Below are 15,673 nucleotides of genomic sequence, written 5' to 3'. Positions count from 1 at the left end.
CGTATATTTCAACACATTTTCATCTTTTTGTTCGTTTTTAAACCCGAACGTTCGTATATTTTTTCGAAAAAGGTTATTAAAAAATAAAACACGAACATTAAACAAAAAAACACAAACAAGGCTGTTTGTGTTTTTTGTCAACTTTTTTATTTATCACTTAATTTTCTTGGAACGTTTGATCCTTTTCCATCATTTTCACTATAATACCATCTTGATACACCTGATAATATCCGAACAATTCATTCTCTTTTGAGACACTATTCTTTTCAAATATAATTTGAACAACATAACTTCCTTTATTTGACTGCTTAAACGTATAATGAAACGCCGAGTCATTCGTTGGTATCCCTAAACCATTTTGTAAAAATTCAATCGCTTCCTGTTTAGTATAAGATTCTGCTTCTAATTGCGTTCCTAAATGCGGATTTTTTTGATCGACAAATTGTCTTACTTTGTCATTATTAGCAGACTTTTCTATAACGACTTCCTGTTGTGAATCCCTACTTCCTGAACAGCCAGATAATACAAATAAAATCATCAACAACCCCAAACACTTACTCAAAGTTTTCTCCTCCTCTCCCTTTTCATTAGTGATACCTGATGATTTCTTTTATATTTTAGCATGCTTGATATAACGAATGGTGCTCAAAAAAGACAGAATCAACAAGTAAAAATTGTCGACTCACCTTTCTCAACTAATATTAAAAACTATTTGTCTCAATATTTTCGAATTCCCTGTAAATTACTGATAAATAAAAACAGCTCTTTTTGCGTATACTTATATTATCAGCACCTAAAGGAGGAACTTTCTTGAATAAAAAAAATCTACTCACTTATCAATCAATGGCAGCCTTGTTGCTAGTATTTAGTCTCTTTAGTTTTGACCCATCGGTTTCTTTTGCCACCCGTTCTGGAAAAACGCCGGTTTCAGTTGAACTAGAACTTGGAGGGCTGCCTGGCGATGAATCGGTTGACGATGCCATTGATCCTGACTTAGAAAATCCTAACACTAGTTTCGACTTGCTCTTTATTCCGAAAGAATTTACTTTTGAAACCCAAGCGATTTCTGGTGATTTAACGGCAGTTCCTATACGACCTTCTGAAGGCAATACTCATACAATGAGACACTTCGGGATGGGGGATGTTCGCGGAGCCTTAACTGGTTGGCATGTCACTGCTGAAATCCCACACATGCGAAACGAAGCTCATTCTTTACTAGGCATCATTACGTTTCAATTAACAGGCGGCTATGCTCGCTATGACAAAACGTTAAGGCGTTTCTTTATGACAAATACAATGTATGGACTGGATTTTTCAGAAGATCCTGCTGCACCCGACTTCCCGACCAACCCAATTATTATCGGTAACGGTGCGACTTTAATGAGTAACGCTGGTGATAGAAAAGGACAAGGAATGTGGAGCGGCCGCATGACCGATATTTCTCTTGCAATCCAAACCCCTGTTTCACAATTATTTCCTGGCGCATATACAGGTTCGATTATCTGGAATTTAATCTCTGGACCTGCATAAAATAAAAAAGCGCTTAGAAAACTAGCGGAATCACTACTCTTCTAAGCATTTTTTTATATCATAAGGACTATTTGCTCCTTCTATTTGTCTAAGCATGCTTTACCACTTTTCGTTTAACGAATCACTTGGCCCCAACGGTAATCAAACTGATATTCTTGATTACCATTATTCAGGTTAATTTTGTATAAATAACGCGGGACTTTAATGAATAACGCATCCTCTACTTGAAAAGCTTCAATAGGTACATTTTCTTTAGTTAAAAGCAACGGTGTTTGCCACTCGTATGTTTTTTTCTGCCAATTGTATAAGCCAACTATCGCTTGATTACTTTGTCTTTTCTTGTATGACAGAACATAATAATTTGCTTCATCTTTCTTGCCTAATAAAACTGGTGCTATTAGTTGCTCTTCTAGTTTTCCTTGCACTGTTGTACGCTCTTCCGATGACAGCTTTTGACCAATTTGACTCTCATTTGAATCTACCGTCCATTTAGGCGCTTCTTGTGTTTGAAAGACTTCTTTGAAAGTTGGATCTTGTTTTAACTGCCAATTTTTCAAATCTAATTGATAATATCGATTGTTTAATCCATAAATATAGAGATAGCGATTATCCATAAAACGATAATCAACGAAATCAGAGCTTAAATAGTCTTTTAATTCAGGGAATTTCTTCACTAAATCCGCTTCGGAAAACTGTTTTTTCCCTGTTTTTGTATCGAGTAAGTAAATGGCCTCGTTATCAGCATTATTCAAAACCACATATTGATCCGTTTGACCAATTAAATAATCACGCCAGCCTAAACGTTTACTCCACATTCGTTCGCCCGTCTGACTATTAACAGAAATCACTTGGAACAATGAGTTACTGGTGCTAATGCCATTCGTTCGTCCATTTGGGATAATCATTCGCTCAATTGAAGTTAAGCCTTTCGTTTTTTCAGAATAAAACGTCGCACTTTTCTCTTCAATCGTTACTGAACGAAACATTCCGAAAAAGATTAAACCAGCAAAATGTACCACTGCAAGATAAACCAACAAAATTAACGCATAGGGAACCAGTCTCCTTGTACTCCGCCTTCTTATTAAGGAAATAACCAAAATACCACTAATTACTATAAAAATAATTGCTACAATGATGACAAAAATATCATGATAGAGCCAACCAGATAATTGCCAACTTCTATAAAGTGTGTCCATTACGCCATCCTTTCCAATTGTTATTTGCTTATTATAAAAAGGATACTATTTTTTTTTGAAAAATAACAACAAAAAGCGACGAACAGCAATAAGCCCATTCAAGTTGACTAACTAGGTCAACTTGAATGGGCGTGGAGAAATATGCCTTGTTATTCCGCTTCTTCAATTGCGGACAAAGCTTTTGCAATATCAATTTCTTTATTCCGATAATCAGCATCATGAACTGGAAAATGCTGCCGCAATTCTGCTGCTTCCATCCACGAAACAGTCCCTTGTTTAATGCCAAAATCAAGAATGTGCCCACCAAATTGGTGATCCTCACTGATAAAGTGCAAATGAAACCCTGCGGCAGAGGCACCATGAAATAATTTAGGTGTAAAGAACCCTACAACTGTTCCCTGAATATTCTCCGCTGTAAATTCAGGTTGATTGCGTGCGGCTTCTACAAATGGTGGATACGGTTTTTCTTGTTTAGGTGCCACACGGACATGCATCTTCGCAAAAAGACCGCTAATTTTAATTGCCGCAAAAAAATTAGGACTAATTTTTTCTAAAATTTGTGCTTTAATATTTTCATCGGTTTCCGTTGATACAGGGAATGCGCCATCTTCTTGAAAACGAGTAACTGCGGCATATGGCGTTAATTCTTCGCCTTCTAAAATAGTAATTTCGCCAGTTTGATTCGCATGATACAATATACCGTCCAATAAAATAATTTCGCCATTTGAGCCTTCTAATGTCCCAATTCCAAAATCACCTTGCGTGAGTAACGTACCAATTTCTGCCGTTCCTGCCATCAAACTTTCCATTAAACCGCCTAGCGTACCATGTTGATAAACATATTGTTCGCTCATTTTTCCATCTCCTAATAAAGTTGATCTGGTAACAATGTTTTACCTAATTCTTGATTATCTGAATAATCCACAGGAACATCAATAATCACTGGGCCTTCTGTTTGCATTCCTTCTTCTAAAGCTGCGGCAAATTCTGCTTGTGAATGTACTCGAACCCCTTTGGCTCCAAAAGCTTCAGCATATTTCACAAAATCAACTGGACCAAAATCTACGCCAGAGGATCGATTATATTTCATTTCTTCTTGGAATTTAACCATATCATAACTACCATCATTCCAAATAATATGCACGATATTTTGCTTTAAACGAACCGCTGTTTCTAATTCTTGCGCCGAAAATAGGAAACCGCCGTCCCCAGAAACAGAGATAATTTGTGTATTCGGACGAACCAGCGCAGCCGAGATTGCCCAAGGCAAAGCGACACCTAATGTTTGCATACCGTTACTAAATAATAAATGACGCGGTTCATAACTTCTAAAGTGGCGAGCCATCCAAATGTAGTGACTCCCTACGTCAACAGTAACTGTCATTTCATTCGTGGTTTTTTCTTGAAGCGTTTGAACAATTTCTAATGGATGTAATCGATTTTCAATTGTACTTGTTTTTACTTCTTTAATCGTTAATTTTTCTTGAAGCGTTTCTAAATAATCTTGCGCATCTTCTGTTAATATTGGTTCACTAAATGCTTCTGATAATTTCAAAATATTTTTAGACATATCACCAATTAGCTCTTCTTCCGGTTGCATATATTGGTCAATTTCCATTTGAACTTCATCAATAACAATAACGCGCGCATCTTTTTCTGCGTTCCAATTACGTGCTTCATATTCAATGGGGTCATAACCAATCGCAATCACTAAATCACTTCTTTTTAACAAACGGTCCCCAGGCTGGTTTCGAAATAAACCAACACGCCCAAAGAAATGTTCTTCTAATTCTTTTGAAATAATTCCTGCTCCTTGGAACGTTTCCACGACTGGCAAACCAGTTATAGCAACCAATTCACGAATGGCTGCGGTAACTTTTCGTGCAGAGGCCCGCATTCCTAAAAGTAAAACAGGTAATTTCGCTTGCTTGATTCGTTCAGCTAAAGCTGCGATTGTTTCTGCTGATGCATGGCCCAGTTTCGGAGCCGACAAAGGCTTAATTGCTTCGCCTGTCACCGGACTATCTGTGACATCTTGTGGGATCGATAAGAATGTTGCGCCTTTTTTCGCTGTTTTGGCGATACGGTAAGCATTGGCAATATTTTCAGATAATGTTTCTGGATCTTGAATTTCTGTACTGAATTTTGTTATTGGACTAAATAATGCAGCATTATTCATGCTTTGGTGAGTTAATTTTGACAAATCGGACCGTTTCACCTGTCCAGCCAATGCTAAAACAGGGTCCCCTTCTGCAGTCGCAGTTACTAACCCAGTTGCTAAATTGCTGGCACCAGGTCCACTAGTTGCAATAACTAAGCCAGGCTCTCCCGTCAAACGACCAATCCCTTGTGCCATAAAGGCAGCGTTTTGTTCATGTCGAGCTAAAATTAATTCTGGGCCTTTATCAACTAATGCATCAAAAACCCCATCAATTTTTGCACCGGGAATCCCAAAAATATAGGGCACTTCGTGATTGATTAAACTTTCTACTATGATATCTGATCCTTTTTTACTCACTGTTATACCTCCAATTAAAATCTGTACTAATTACAAATACAAAAATACCACTAAAATTCTAATTAATCAACAATGAAACACATTGAAAACGTGTAATATACTAATTCGCATATTTTAATAGAATTGAGATATTTCAAAAGATTAAGCAAAAATAATGCAAAATACCTTAAAGTTTTATAGTCTTTCAACAATTATTATATACTTCTTCACTAAAAATTAGTAAGATTAACCTATAAGAAAAAAATCACAACCTGTGATAAATTATTGGAGGAAAAATATGTCAAAAGGGAAGAAAATTTTTGCCATTATCTTTGGAATTATCTTGGTTCTATTTCTTGCAGTTGTTGGAATGGGAGCAAAACTTTATTGGGATGTTTCTAAATCAATGGATAAAACCTATGAAACAGTAGAACGATCTAAAAAAAGTCAGGTCAATTTAAACAATAAGGAGCCTTTTTCTGTTTTATTATTAGGGATTGATACAGGCGATGATGGGCGTGTCGAGCAAGGTCGTTCGGATACAACAATTGTTGCAACAGTTAATCCTCGTGACAAGCAAACAACCTTAGTCAGTCTTGCTCGCGATACCTATGTTGATATTCCAGGTCAAGGAAAACAAGATAAATTGAATCACGCCTATGCTTTTGGTGGCGCATCTTTAGCAATGGACACAGTTGAAAACTATTTAAATATACCTATTAATCATTATGTTTCAATTAATATGGCTGGTTTAAAAGAATTAGTCAACGCGGTTGGCGGAATCGAAGTGAACAATAATCTGACTTTTTCTCAAGACGGATATGATTTTACGATTGGTAAAATTTCATTGGATGGTGAACAAGCACTCTCCTATTCAAGAATGCGTTACGAAGATCCTAATGGTGACTACGGCCGCCAAGAACGGCAAAGAAAAGTGATTGAAGGCATCGTCCAAAAAGTCTTAAGTCTTAATAGCGTGAGCAACTATCAAGAAATTTTAACAGCTGTTTCTGATAATATGAAGACAGATTTAAGTTTTGATGACATGAAAAAAATTGCCTTAGATTATCGCAGTGCCTTTGGTAAAGTGAAACAAGACCAACTTCAAGGTACTGGTTTTATGCAAGATGGTGTTTCCTATCAACGTGTGGATGAACAAGAATTAACTCGTGTCCAACAAGAGTTGAAAAATCAATTGAATACAAAATAAAAATAAAACCCACGAGTACTATAAATACTCATGGGTTTTATTTTCTCTTCTATTAACGTTCTTGTTTCACCGCTTCTAAAGCCGCTGTATTAATAATATTCCAAGGTTTGTCAAACGCTGGTTGGAAGAAGAAATCCGCATAGGCTAAGTCTTCAATTGTCATTTTGGCTTGAATCGCTAATGAAATAGCATTAATGTTTGCAGTTAAATCTGCTTTCGACATTAATTGAGCGCCTAAAATTTGTGTTGTTTCAGGATCATACACTAATTTAAACCAAGCTTTTTGTTTGTCTGGATTAAAGTCCATCAAGTAGTCTTCTACTACTGTCACCGCTTTTGTTTCTTTTCCTAATTTTTGAGCCATGACTTCGTTAATCCCTGTTGAAGCAAATTTATAATCAAAGACGGCCAAGCCAGAAGATCCTTGAACACCAGGGAAAGGTTTAACTGGTTCCTCTAGGTTTTTCACAGCAAAGCGACCTTGTTTACGAGCATTCGTTGCTAAGGCAATATTTACTTCTGTGTCTGCAGGATTGTATTTAATTAACGTAGCATCCCCTACTGCAAATACATCAGGCTCACTTGTCCGCATGTATTCATCCGTCTTGATTAGGCCATTCGGATGTAATTCTAAGGTACCTTTTAACCAAGCAGTGTTTGGACGGACACCAACCGCTACAACGACCAAATCAGCATCGTACGCATTTTTATCTGTAACGACTTTTTGCACACGACCGTCGCCTTCGTAACGTTCAACTGTTTCACCAGTTGCAATGGTAATATTATTAGCTTCCATCTCTTCTGTTAAAACATCTGTAAATTCTTTATCTAGATATACCCCTAATGGACGATCTAAAATGTCAATAACAGTAACCTTTTTGCCGGCTTTTGCAAATGCTTCGGCAGCTTCAATCCCAATATAACCACTACCAATCACAACCACATTATTGACTTCTGGATCTACTGTTTTTTGTTTTAATTTAATGGCCCATTGACGACCACGCATCAAGTAAATATTCTCCAAATCTTTACCTGGAATATCTAATTCAAATGGGACAGCTCCGGGACTGATGATTAATTTATCATAATTTTCAACACGTTCTTCACCTGACACTAAATCTTTCACTGTCACTTGATGTTCTTTTGGTTGAATCGCTGTAATTTCAGTATTAGAAAAGACATTTACACCACGGCTCTCCATTTTTTCGCCAGTCATATAGCGAACAGAATTAACATCTTTCACTTTTCCTTCTAGGTACAACTGCATGCCACAAGACAAGAATGAGATAAAATCACCTTTCTCATACCATTGAATTTCTGCATCAGGATGAAGATTTAGTAATTCCTCTACCGCTTCATAACCTCCATGTGATGATCCTAAAACAATAACTTTCATCGCTCGTTCCTCCCATATAATATTATTTCTTACATAATAAAGAATATCATATATTCTCAAAAAATAACAAATAATATCCTCTTTTCCATTCTCAATTAAGTGCTTTAAATGAGAATAAAAAGGAGTATCCTCTGTATTTCGCCACTTTTCAATTACTTTTTTTATTTACTAAAAAATAAAAAATACTAAATTCTCCGATACGATTGATAGGGACGCCCCACTTTTAAATAGCTATTTTTACTTTCTAAAAGGTTATTTTTTTCTAGAAACAACACATATTTGCGAACAGAAACATGTGAAAGCTGACTCGCTTCTGATAATTCTTGAATCGTAAAATAGTCGGTAAATTCGTCTATTTTTTTTAACAATAATTGTAATGTTGCTTGTGTTAGTCCTTTTTCTAAGGACATGTTTTGAAGAGCTTGTTCATTTTTACGTGCGTTTGTCTGTGAAGAATGAAACAATTGGTCCACTTTTGTTTGCGAAAGCTCCTTCGTTTCCAGCGTGAATTGAGCAGCTTTTTTCTGATAGTTTTCGATACTTTGTTGAAATCGCTCAAAAGAAAAGGGTTTAACTAAATAGTCTAAAACGCCTAAATGTAAGCTTCGTTTAACATTTTCTAACTCGTTGGCAGCCGTAATCAGGATAACTTCTGTGTCAATTTTTTCATCTCTAATTGTTGCCAGATAGGTCAAGCCATTGCCATCTTTTAAATGAACGTCTAATAAAACAAGTACTGGTTGTTTTTCTTTCGTTAGTTGTAGACCTTCAGCAATTGTTGCCGCCGTAAAAATAGTCGGTTGGTGAATTAATTTTTCAAGATATTTTTGATGTATATATGCAACCATAGGATCGTCTTCAATAATCAATAGGTTCATTTTCCTCTGCTCCTTCGTAATGAACATTTATGCGAAGGACAAGCCAATTGTTTTGTTGGTTTTCCCAAGTCAATGTCGCTTCCGCATTCTCTAATAATCTTGCCAAATAAGAAGTGAAAAACTCTTGTTCAAAGCGTTCCAGTTGTTCTTTTGGATAAGCAAACGAATAAGTCGTCGTCAAACTTCCTGGCTGATAATCAATGGTTTCAATGATCTCTTCTGGTAACGTTTGCTCCATCAGGAAACGATGAATATAACGGTAGATAGCAATCAAATTTTGCGTATCTTCATCTCGTTTATTTGGTGGAATTTCTGGATAAATTTCAATAGCTAATTGTGTTTTAATTTCTGCAAACTTGATTCTTTCCCCACTTAAAAAACCTGCTAAAATAGGATTCCTAACCAAAATAGCTAAGCGCTGTGCAAATTCCTTTTCTGGTTTCAATAAATCGGCTAGATAATGTTTTAGCGCCTCATAATCTTCTAAATCGACTAAGCCATAAATGACATGCATCTTATTCATAAATTCGTGTGATTGACTTTGTAATGCCGAAGCATATGTTGTTGTGCTGACAAGCTGTTCTGCGACAATAAACGTTTCCGTCGCATTTTTCAGAAAGATAACATGCCCAATTGTTTTTTTACGGACATTAATCGGGGCGATTGAGACGAAATAATCCTGGCCATTTTGACGATAGAATTGCTCTGTTTTTGAATGTACGATTAATTTTTCAGGAGATAAAACCAATGCTGAAAGTTTCTTTCCTAGTAAATTTTCTTCACTATTTGTTATATTATGATACATTTTAGTTGCTTCAATATTTGCTAATAAAATATTTTGATCGGTATCAATCACAAGGATTGCGTCTTTCGTTTCCTCAAGCATGGCATTTCGCTCTTCTAATAGACGAGCAATTTCTCTTGGCTCTAAATCGTGAAGTTGTTTTTTTAAATAATAAGAAACCACGATGGCTAATATAAAGCCAAAACCAACACTTAAAAGGACACTCACTGTGTAATCATTTTTTGTTCGTTCAATCAATTGTGAAAGCGAGGTCATTTTAATGCCCATTGCCACAACCCCAATTTGTTTTCCTTGATCATAGACTGGGACAAAACCTCGTAATGATTCTCCTAAACTCCCTTGACTAACAGACAAATGTTCCTCCCCTTTTAATGCTCGCACTTCATCGCCACCTTCAAAATGCTTACCTATTTTTTGGCGATCAGGATGTGTTAAACGAATCCCCTGCATATTCATAATCACGATAAAATCCAACTGATGGATTTCACCTAAACGAACCGTATACGCTTCCAATTCATCTGAATAGTGATCATTCTTTAAGGCTTCAATAACATTCGGTTCAATAGCCAACTGTTCCCCGACGGCTAAAAGTGCTTGCTCTTGGTTTTTACGAACTTCTTTAATTGTTTGGACCGTCGTTACTCCGTAAAAGAAAGTAATCATAATAATTAATGTTGCAATAAAAATCACTGATAAGAAGCACCATAATTTCCCGCCACGCTTCATTCCATCCCTCTTTTCTCTTCAAATAAAGTATAGCATAGGAAGATTTGGTTAAAAAACTTTTCTTTAGTTAAATTAATTAAATAATCTACTCTACAGAAAACGTTTACATTATGATGAATATAGATTAAAGTTATAGGAGGAAATAGCATGGAAAAGAAATTGCACGCAACAGCTGCTAATGAAACAGATTGGCGCAACAAATTAACAAAAACGAGGATTGGTTCGGTTACGTTACCTGTTTATCTTGTAACAGCTAGCATTATTCTTGTTACGGCTCTATTAGAACAACTACCAGTCAATATGTTAGGTGGTTTTGCCGTAATTTTAACAATGGGTTGGTTACTTGGAACAATTGGTGGAAATATTCCTATTTTGAAACATTTTGGCGGTCCCGCAATTTTATCTTTATTAGTACCATCAATTATGGTCTTTTTCAATTTACTCAACCAAAATGTCTTAGACTCAACAGATATTTTAATGAAACAAGCAAACTTTCTCTATTTCTATATTGCTTGTTTAGTTTGTGGAAGTATCCTTGGAATGAACCGCAAAATTTTAGTCCAAGGTTTAATGCGCATGATTGTCCCGATGGCATTAGGAATGATTCTAGCAATGGGGGTTGGGACCCTTGTTGGAACACTGTTAGGTCTCGGTTGGAAACATAGCCTTTTCTATATTGTCACTCCTGTTTTAGCTGGTGGAATTGGTGAAGGCATTCTTCCTTTATCCCTTGGTTATAGTGCCATTACTGGATTGCCAAGTGAACAATTAGTGGGGCAATTAATTCCCGCAACCATTATTGGTAATTTTTTTGCTATTATGTGTTCTGGTTTACTTAGTCGTTTAGGAGAAAAACGCCCTGAACTTTCTGGACAAGGTCAGTTGATCAAAATTACTAATTCAGATGATTTAAGTGATGCTTTAGAAGAAGACAAAGCACCAATTGATGTAAAATTAATGGGTGCTGGTGTTTTAATTGCGTGTACCTTATTTATTACAGGCGGTTTATTACAACACTTAACAGGCTTTCCTGGTCCTGTTTTGATGATTGTTGTCGCAGCCTTTTTAAAATACTTAAACGTAGTACCGAAAGAAACCCAACGCGGATCAAAACAGCTTTATAAATTTATCTCTGGCAATTTTACGTTCCCGTTAATGGTCGGCTTAGGCATGTTATATATTCCTTTAAAAGATGTCGTAGGAATGCTTAGCTGGCAATATTTTGTTGTGGTAATTAGTGTCGTTTTCACTGTTATTGCTACAGGATTTTTCGTTTCACGCTTCATGAATATGAATCCCGTTGAGGCTGCCATTGTCTCCGCTTGTCAGAGTGGTATGGGTGGGACTGGCGATGTGGCTATTTTAAGTACAGCCAATCGAATGAACTTAATGCCGTTTGCACAAGTTGCGACACGTTTAGGCGGTGCCATTACAGTAATAACAATGACTGCTATTTTTAGAATGCTTTTTTAACTATAAGTGAATTATTTAGGAGGAAAATGATATGTCAACAAAAGATGTAAAAGAATTAGCGATTGAGCAAGCAAAAAAATTTGGGGGAAAATTAGAAGTCTGCCCTAAAGTTCCGATTGAAACAAAAGCAGATTTAGGAATTGCCTACACACCAGGTGTTGCGGCTGTTTCTTCTGCCATACATGAAAAAAAAGAACGCGCTTACGAATTAACGACAAAGAAAAACACCGTCGCCGTTATCAGTGATGGTTCAGCAGTTTTAGGTTTAGGTAACATTGGTCCTGAAGCAGCGATGCCTGTCATGGAAGGAAAAGCTGCATTGTTTAAACGCTTTGCTGGTGTGGATTCGATTCCCCTTGTTTTAGATACACAAGATACTGAAGAAATTATTCAAACGGTGAAATTTTTGGCTCCAACCTTTGGGGGGATTAACTTGGAAGATATCAGCGCTCCTCGTTGTTTTGAAATTGAACAGCGTTTAATCGATGAACTAGATATTCCCGTTTTCCATGATGATCAACACGGGACAGCGATTGTTGTTCTAGCGGCTTTGTACAACAGCTTAAAATTAATCAACAAGAAAATAGAGGACATTCATGTGGTAATCAACGGCGGTGGCTCCGCTGGTCTTTCGATCACAAGAAAATTTTTAGCTGCTGGCGTAAAACATATTATCATTGTTGACCGTACAGGGATTCTGAGCGAAACAGATACAGGTCTGCCACCACACCATGCAGAAATTGCGAAGCTAACCAATAGGGAACATCGTACTGGTGATTTAGCTACTGCTCTTGAAGGCGCTGATGTCTTTGTTGGTGTTTCGGCACCAGGTGTTTTAAAACCCGAGTGGATTCAACAGATGAATGAGCAGCCAGTTATTTTTGCAATGGCTAACCCAGTTCCTGAAATTTTTCCTGATGAAGCTTTAGCGGCAGGCGCTTATATTGTCGGAACTGGTCGTAGTGACTTTCCGAATCAAATTAATAATGTGTTAGCCTTCCCTGGTATCTTCCGTGGTGCCTTAGATGCTCGGGCGAAAAAGATTACGATTGAAATGCAAATTGCCGCTGCCAAAGGTATTGCAAAATTGATTCCCGATAATGAACTCACGCCGACCAATATTATTCCCGATCCATTCCAAGAAGGAGTCGCAAAAGTCGTCGCCGAAAGCGTCCGTAACGCTGTCAAAGAAACAAATTAAAAAGAGAAAAAAGGAACAACCTAACTCCTCTTGAGTTAGGTTGTTCTTTTTAAAATCTGAAACAATAATTTATTATTTAAAACTGATGTTAAACTCTTGCATATCTTTTTCAATATAAGTAAGTAATTTTTTATTTTCAAAGAAACGTGTAAAGTAGTATGCAATACGATAATCTTCAACAGCATCTAGTCCTAGCATTTGTTTATTAAACGCTTTTTCGTATAATAAGCAATCTAAAGAGTAAATAGAACTGTGCGTCCGATTAATTTCGATTCCTTTATCACTTAATTCAATACTCTTTGCATAGTCTTTAATTAATGAATAGAATTTTGCGGTATTATAATAAATACGGCATTGCTCTAATGGATAATCTAATTTGAATTCGCTTAGCAATTGTAAAGATTTATCGTAATAAACTTTTGCTTTTTCAATATCATCTTCTAATTCATATAAAATACCAATCGCATTCATGCTCAAAATATTATAAATATTAATATCACGACTAATTTCAGAACCACGATGTAAATAGAACAATGCTTCGCTATTATTTTTCTTACCTAATAAACTCGTAATTCCTTTATAATAGAAAAATTTTGTTTCTAAAATTCTGTTTGAACTTTCGATATCATCTGGATAGTCTTTCAACAAATCATAGGCTTCATCGTGCTTAAAGTAAAAGCATAATTCTTCTACTTTATTTAATAAGCTTTCGAGTTTTTTCTCACTAGAACCTTCGATACATTCTTCTACTTGTAAGTCTAAACGTAGACATACAGATGAGAAAATGTCTAAACTGTCACACACATTTTTGTTTTCAATGTTACTAATTGTTGCTTGTGTACAAATTCCTTTTGCCAATTCAGCTTGCGATAATTTTTTCTTTTTACGCGCTGTTTTGATTTTTTCTCCCGCTACTCTCACACTCAAAACTCCAATCTTTCTATTTTTTTTGTATTAAACATACCATCATTTTACAGATAATGTTATAATGAAGCTATCATAATAAAGGAGGTGAAATATATGTTTGATTTACTTGCTTTATTAACTGGAATTTCAGTTCGTGGCAATGCACCACACCAATAATTACGTGTTTGTTTAACTGAATTTCTGACGGCTCTACCTATGCCAGTAGGTGGAGCCATTTTTTTATTTAATATTATAAAATTAACAGTATTTCTGAAACCTCACACTTAGTATAACACAAATTATAAATTATGCTAGATAGTTGCCAAATTAACGTCATTACAAGGATGTTACGTTTTTACAACATCTTGTAAAACTAGACAATGCTGTCCTTCTTTATCCACCACACTCAATGATAGTGATAGTATCTTATGATAGAAACAACATGTACATTATAACAATTATTATTAAGAAAGCTACTTCTCAATAGGAGAAGTAGCGCTTCTCTCGTTACAGTTTTACTCTTCTTCTTCAGCCATGAATGTATTGAAAACTTCTTCAATCATATCCCATTCAGCGTCTGTTTCAATTTGCTGTAAATCGCCTTCTGTACCTTCTGCGTTTTCCACATATGAGTAAGCTTGCAATTCAACATCTTCATCCTCAGGAATTCCTGCTGGATATAATAAAACATAATTTTTACCGAATTCTTCTTGACCGTCAACAGTTAGTAGGATCTCGTATAATGTTTCATTTCCTTGTTCGTCTACTAAAGTAATGTGTTCATGTCCTTCGTGATCATGATCGTGGTTGTGTTCTGTCATTCTTCTTCTCTCCCTTGATGTATTCAAAGCTCGATAATTATCGGCTATGTGCATCTAAATAATTTTGTAGAATCATTACTGCCGCTAGTTTATCAATGACTTTCTTTCTTTTGGCTCTTGAAGCATCTGCTTGCTCCACCAAGAAACGCTCTGCTTGGACAGTTGTTAATCGTTCATCTTGATAGTCAACAGGTAATTGAAATAATTCTTGAATCTTATCACCATATGCCATGGATGCTTCAGCTCTAGGACCGATGGAATTATTCATGTTTTTCGGTAAACCTACGACAAATTTCGTGACTTCGTATTCTTTCACCAATTCACCTAATCGCTCAAAGCCGAAGTTCTCTTCCTCTTCATTGATGCGAATAATTTCGATGCCTTGCGCTGTCCAACCTAATAAATCACTAACAGCCACACCGACTGTCCGTGAACCTACATCTAGCCCCATGATCCTCATTTGATATCGATTCCGTGGTTCGCTAAGTAATATTTGGTTAATTCTTCCATGATTTCATCACGTTCATGACGACGAATTAAGTTTCGAGCATCTTGATAACGAGGAATGTAAGCCGGGTCCCCAGAAAGTAAATACCCTACTATTTGGTTAATAGGATTGTATCCCTTTTCTTCTAATGCCCGATATACGGTTTCTAACGTTTCACTGATTGCTTTTTTTCGATTATCATCAAAATCAAAGCGTACTGTTTCGTCTGTAAAACCCATTTTACTACACCTCACTTCTACTTTTATACAATTTCATTTTACTAGAAAAGAACCGAAACTACAAACAAAATTTCTTCTCCTTCTCTCTTTTTTGTTATTTCTTAGTCTTTTATTAATAAAGGCTTCGTAAAAAAATGACAGCCATCGATAATTTTAAAATTATAAAAACAAATACACAACTTTATAAAACAAGAATAAAGGTCTGCTAAATCGCCAGAATATCACCTTTCCCTCCAATTCATTTTGCGAAAAAATCGACGTTTTTCTTTTAAAAACTTTTAAATATCTATGATTAAATAATATCAGCC

General features: G+C 36.1%; 15 protein-coding genes. 4 read left to right on the top strand and 11 right to left on the bottom strand.

Annotated elements, in window-relative coordinates; translation table 11 throughout:
- Positions 1-157 precede the first annotated feature (157 nt).
- Positions 158-538: a hypothetical protein gene (locus tag IGL86_RS04780; protein ID WP_033625358.1), complete on the bottom strand. Its 381-nt coding sequence runs from the start codon at positions 536-538 to the stop codon at positions 158-160.
- Between the two features lie 230 nt (positions 539-768).
- Here IGL86_RS04780 and IGL86_RS04775 point away from each other — a divergent pair, with 230 nt between their 5' ends.
- Complete coding sequence (locus IGL86_RS04775) at positions 769-1,530, top strand: WxL domain-containing protein (protein WP_033625359.1); 762 nt, start codon at positions 769-771, stop codon at positions 1,528-1,530.
- Between the two features lie 113 nt (positions 1,531-1,643).
- Here the strand turns inward: IGL86_RS04775 and IGL86_RS04770 are convergent, their stop codons facing one another.
- The 3 genes from IGL86_RS04770 to alsS all read right to left on the bottom strand — a co-directional run bounded on the left by IGL86_RS04770 (position 1,644) and on the right by alsS (position 5,244).
- On the bottom strand, positions 1,644-2,726 hold the full coding sequence (locus tag IGL86_RS04770; RefSeq protein WP_002366508.1) for a PA2928 family protein: 1,083 nt from the start codon (positions 2,724-2,726) through the stop codon (positions 1,644-1,646).
- A gap of 149 nt (positions 2,727-2,875) precedes the next feature.
- Positions 2,876-3,580 carry an acetolactate decarboxylase gene (gene budA / locus IGL86_RS04765; RefSeq protein WP_002366507.1) on the bottom strand — a complete coding sequence of 235 codons (705 nt, stop codon included), beginning with the start codon at positions 3,578-3,580 and terminating at the stop codon, positions 2,876-2,878.
- A gap of 11 nt (positions 3,581-3,591) precedes the next feature.
- Positions 3,592-5,244, bottom strand: coding sequence for an acetolactate synthase AlsS (gene alsS, locus IGL86_RS04760; RefSeq protein WP_002357923.1), 1,653 nt, complete (start codon positions 5,242-5,244; stop codon positions 3,592-3,594).
- A gap of 277 nt (positions 5,245-5,521) precedes the next feature.
- On the opposite strand from alsS, the gene IGL86_RS04755 reads away from it, so the two are divergent.
- Positions 5,522-6,433 (top strand): LCP family protein, encoded by a 912-nt coding sequence (locus tag IGL86_RS04755; protein ID WP_002385983.1) that lies wholly within the window; start codon positions 5,522-5,524, stop codon positions 6,431-6,433.
- Between the two features lie 52 nt (positions 6,434-6,485).
- Here IGL86_RS04755 and IGL86_RS04750 read toward each other — a convergent pair whose 3' ends face one another.
- From IGL86_RS04750 to IGL86_RS04740, 3 genes are all read right to left on the bottom strand, one after another.
- Positions 6,486-7,829: an NADH peroxidase gene (locus IGL86_RS04750; RefSeq protein WP_033625536.1), complete on the bottom strand. Its 1,344-nt coding sequence runs from the start codon at positions 7,827-7,829 to the stop codon at positions 6,486-6,488.
- 185 nt (positions 7,830-8,014) lie between these two features.
- Complete coding sequence (locus IGL86_RS04745) at positions 8,015-8,707, bottom strand: response regulator (RefSeq protein WP_010818343.1); 693 nt, start codon at positions 8,705-8,707, stop codon at positions 8,015-8,017.
- Positions 8,688-10,238, bottom strand: a complete 1,551-nt coding sequence (locus IGL86_RS04740) for a Spo0B domain-containing protein (RefSeq protein WP_002378211.1) — start codon at positions 10,236-10,238, stop codon at positions 8,688-8,690. The genes IGL86_RS04745 and IGL86_RS04740 overlap by 20 nt, the downstream gene beginning before the upstream one ends.
- 147 nt (positions 10,239-10,385) lie before the next feature.
- Here IGL86_RS04740 and IGL86_RS04735 point away from each other — a divergent pair, with 147 nt between their 5' ends.
- Both IGL86_RS04735 and IGL86_RS04730 read left to right on the top strand, forming a co-directional pair.
- Positions 10,386-11,711 (top strand): 2-hydroxycarboxylate transporter family protein, encoded by a 1,326-nt coding sequence (locus tag IGL86_RS04735; protein WP_002357930.1) that lies wholly within the window; start codon positions 10,386-10,388, stop codon positions 11,709-11,711.
- A gap of 31 nt (positions 11,712-11,742) precedes the next feature.
- Positions 11,743-12,912 (top strand): NAD(P)-dependent malic enzyme, encoded by a 1,170-nt coding sequence (locus IGL86_RS04730; protein WP_002375134.1) that lies wholly within the window; start codon positions 11,743-11,745, stop codon positions 12,910-12,912.
- 72 nt (positions 12,913-12,984) lie between these two features.
- On the opposite strand, the gene IGL86_RS04725 is transcribed toward IGL86_RS04730, so the two are convergent.
- The 4 genes from IGL86_RS04725 to ireB all read right to left on the bottom strand — a co-directional run bounded on the left by IGL86_RS04725 (position 12,985) and on the right by ireB (position 15,365).
- Positions 12,985-13,833 carry a helix-turn-helix domain-containing protein gene (locus IGL86_RS04725; RefSeq protein ID WP_002385984.1) on the bottom strand — a complete coding sequence of 283 codons (849 nt, stop codon included), beginning with the start codon at positions 13,831-13,833 and terminating at the stop codon, positions 12,985-12,987.
- Positions 13,834-14,333: 500 nt separating this feature from the next.
- Positions 14,334-14,639, bottom strand: coding sequence for a DUF1292 domain-containing protein (locus IGL86_RS04720; RefSeq protein WP_002357933.1), 306 nt, complete (start codon positions 14,637-14,639; stop codon positions 14,334-14,336).
- Positions 14,640-14,676: 37 nt separating this feature from the next.
- Complete coding sequence (gene ruvX, locus IGL86_RS04715; protein WP_002357936.1) at positions 14,677-15,099, bottom strand: Holliday junction resolvase RuvX; 423 nt, start codon at positions 15,097-15,099, stop codon at positions 14,677-14,679.
- The gene (gene ireB / locus IGL86_RS04710; protein ID WP_002357937.1) at positions 15,096-15,365 is read right to left on the bottom strand and encodes a regulatory phosphoprotein IreB; all 270 of its coding nucleotides are present in this window, start codon (positions 15,363-15,365) and stop codon (positions 15,096-15,098) included. The genes ruvX and ireB overlap by 4 nt, the downstream gene beginning before the upstream one ends.
- Positions 15,366-15,673 lie beyond the last annotated feature (308 nt).

The sequence above is a fragment of the Enterococcus sp. DIV0774 genome (assembly GCF_050539095.1).
GTDB classification, from domain to species: Bacteria; Bacillota; Bacilli; order Lactobacillales; family Enterococcaceae; genus Enterococcus; species Enterococcus faecalis.
Note: the sequence above shows the minus strand (reverse complement) of the source record. Positions and strands in the feature narration are given on the sequence as shown.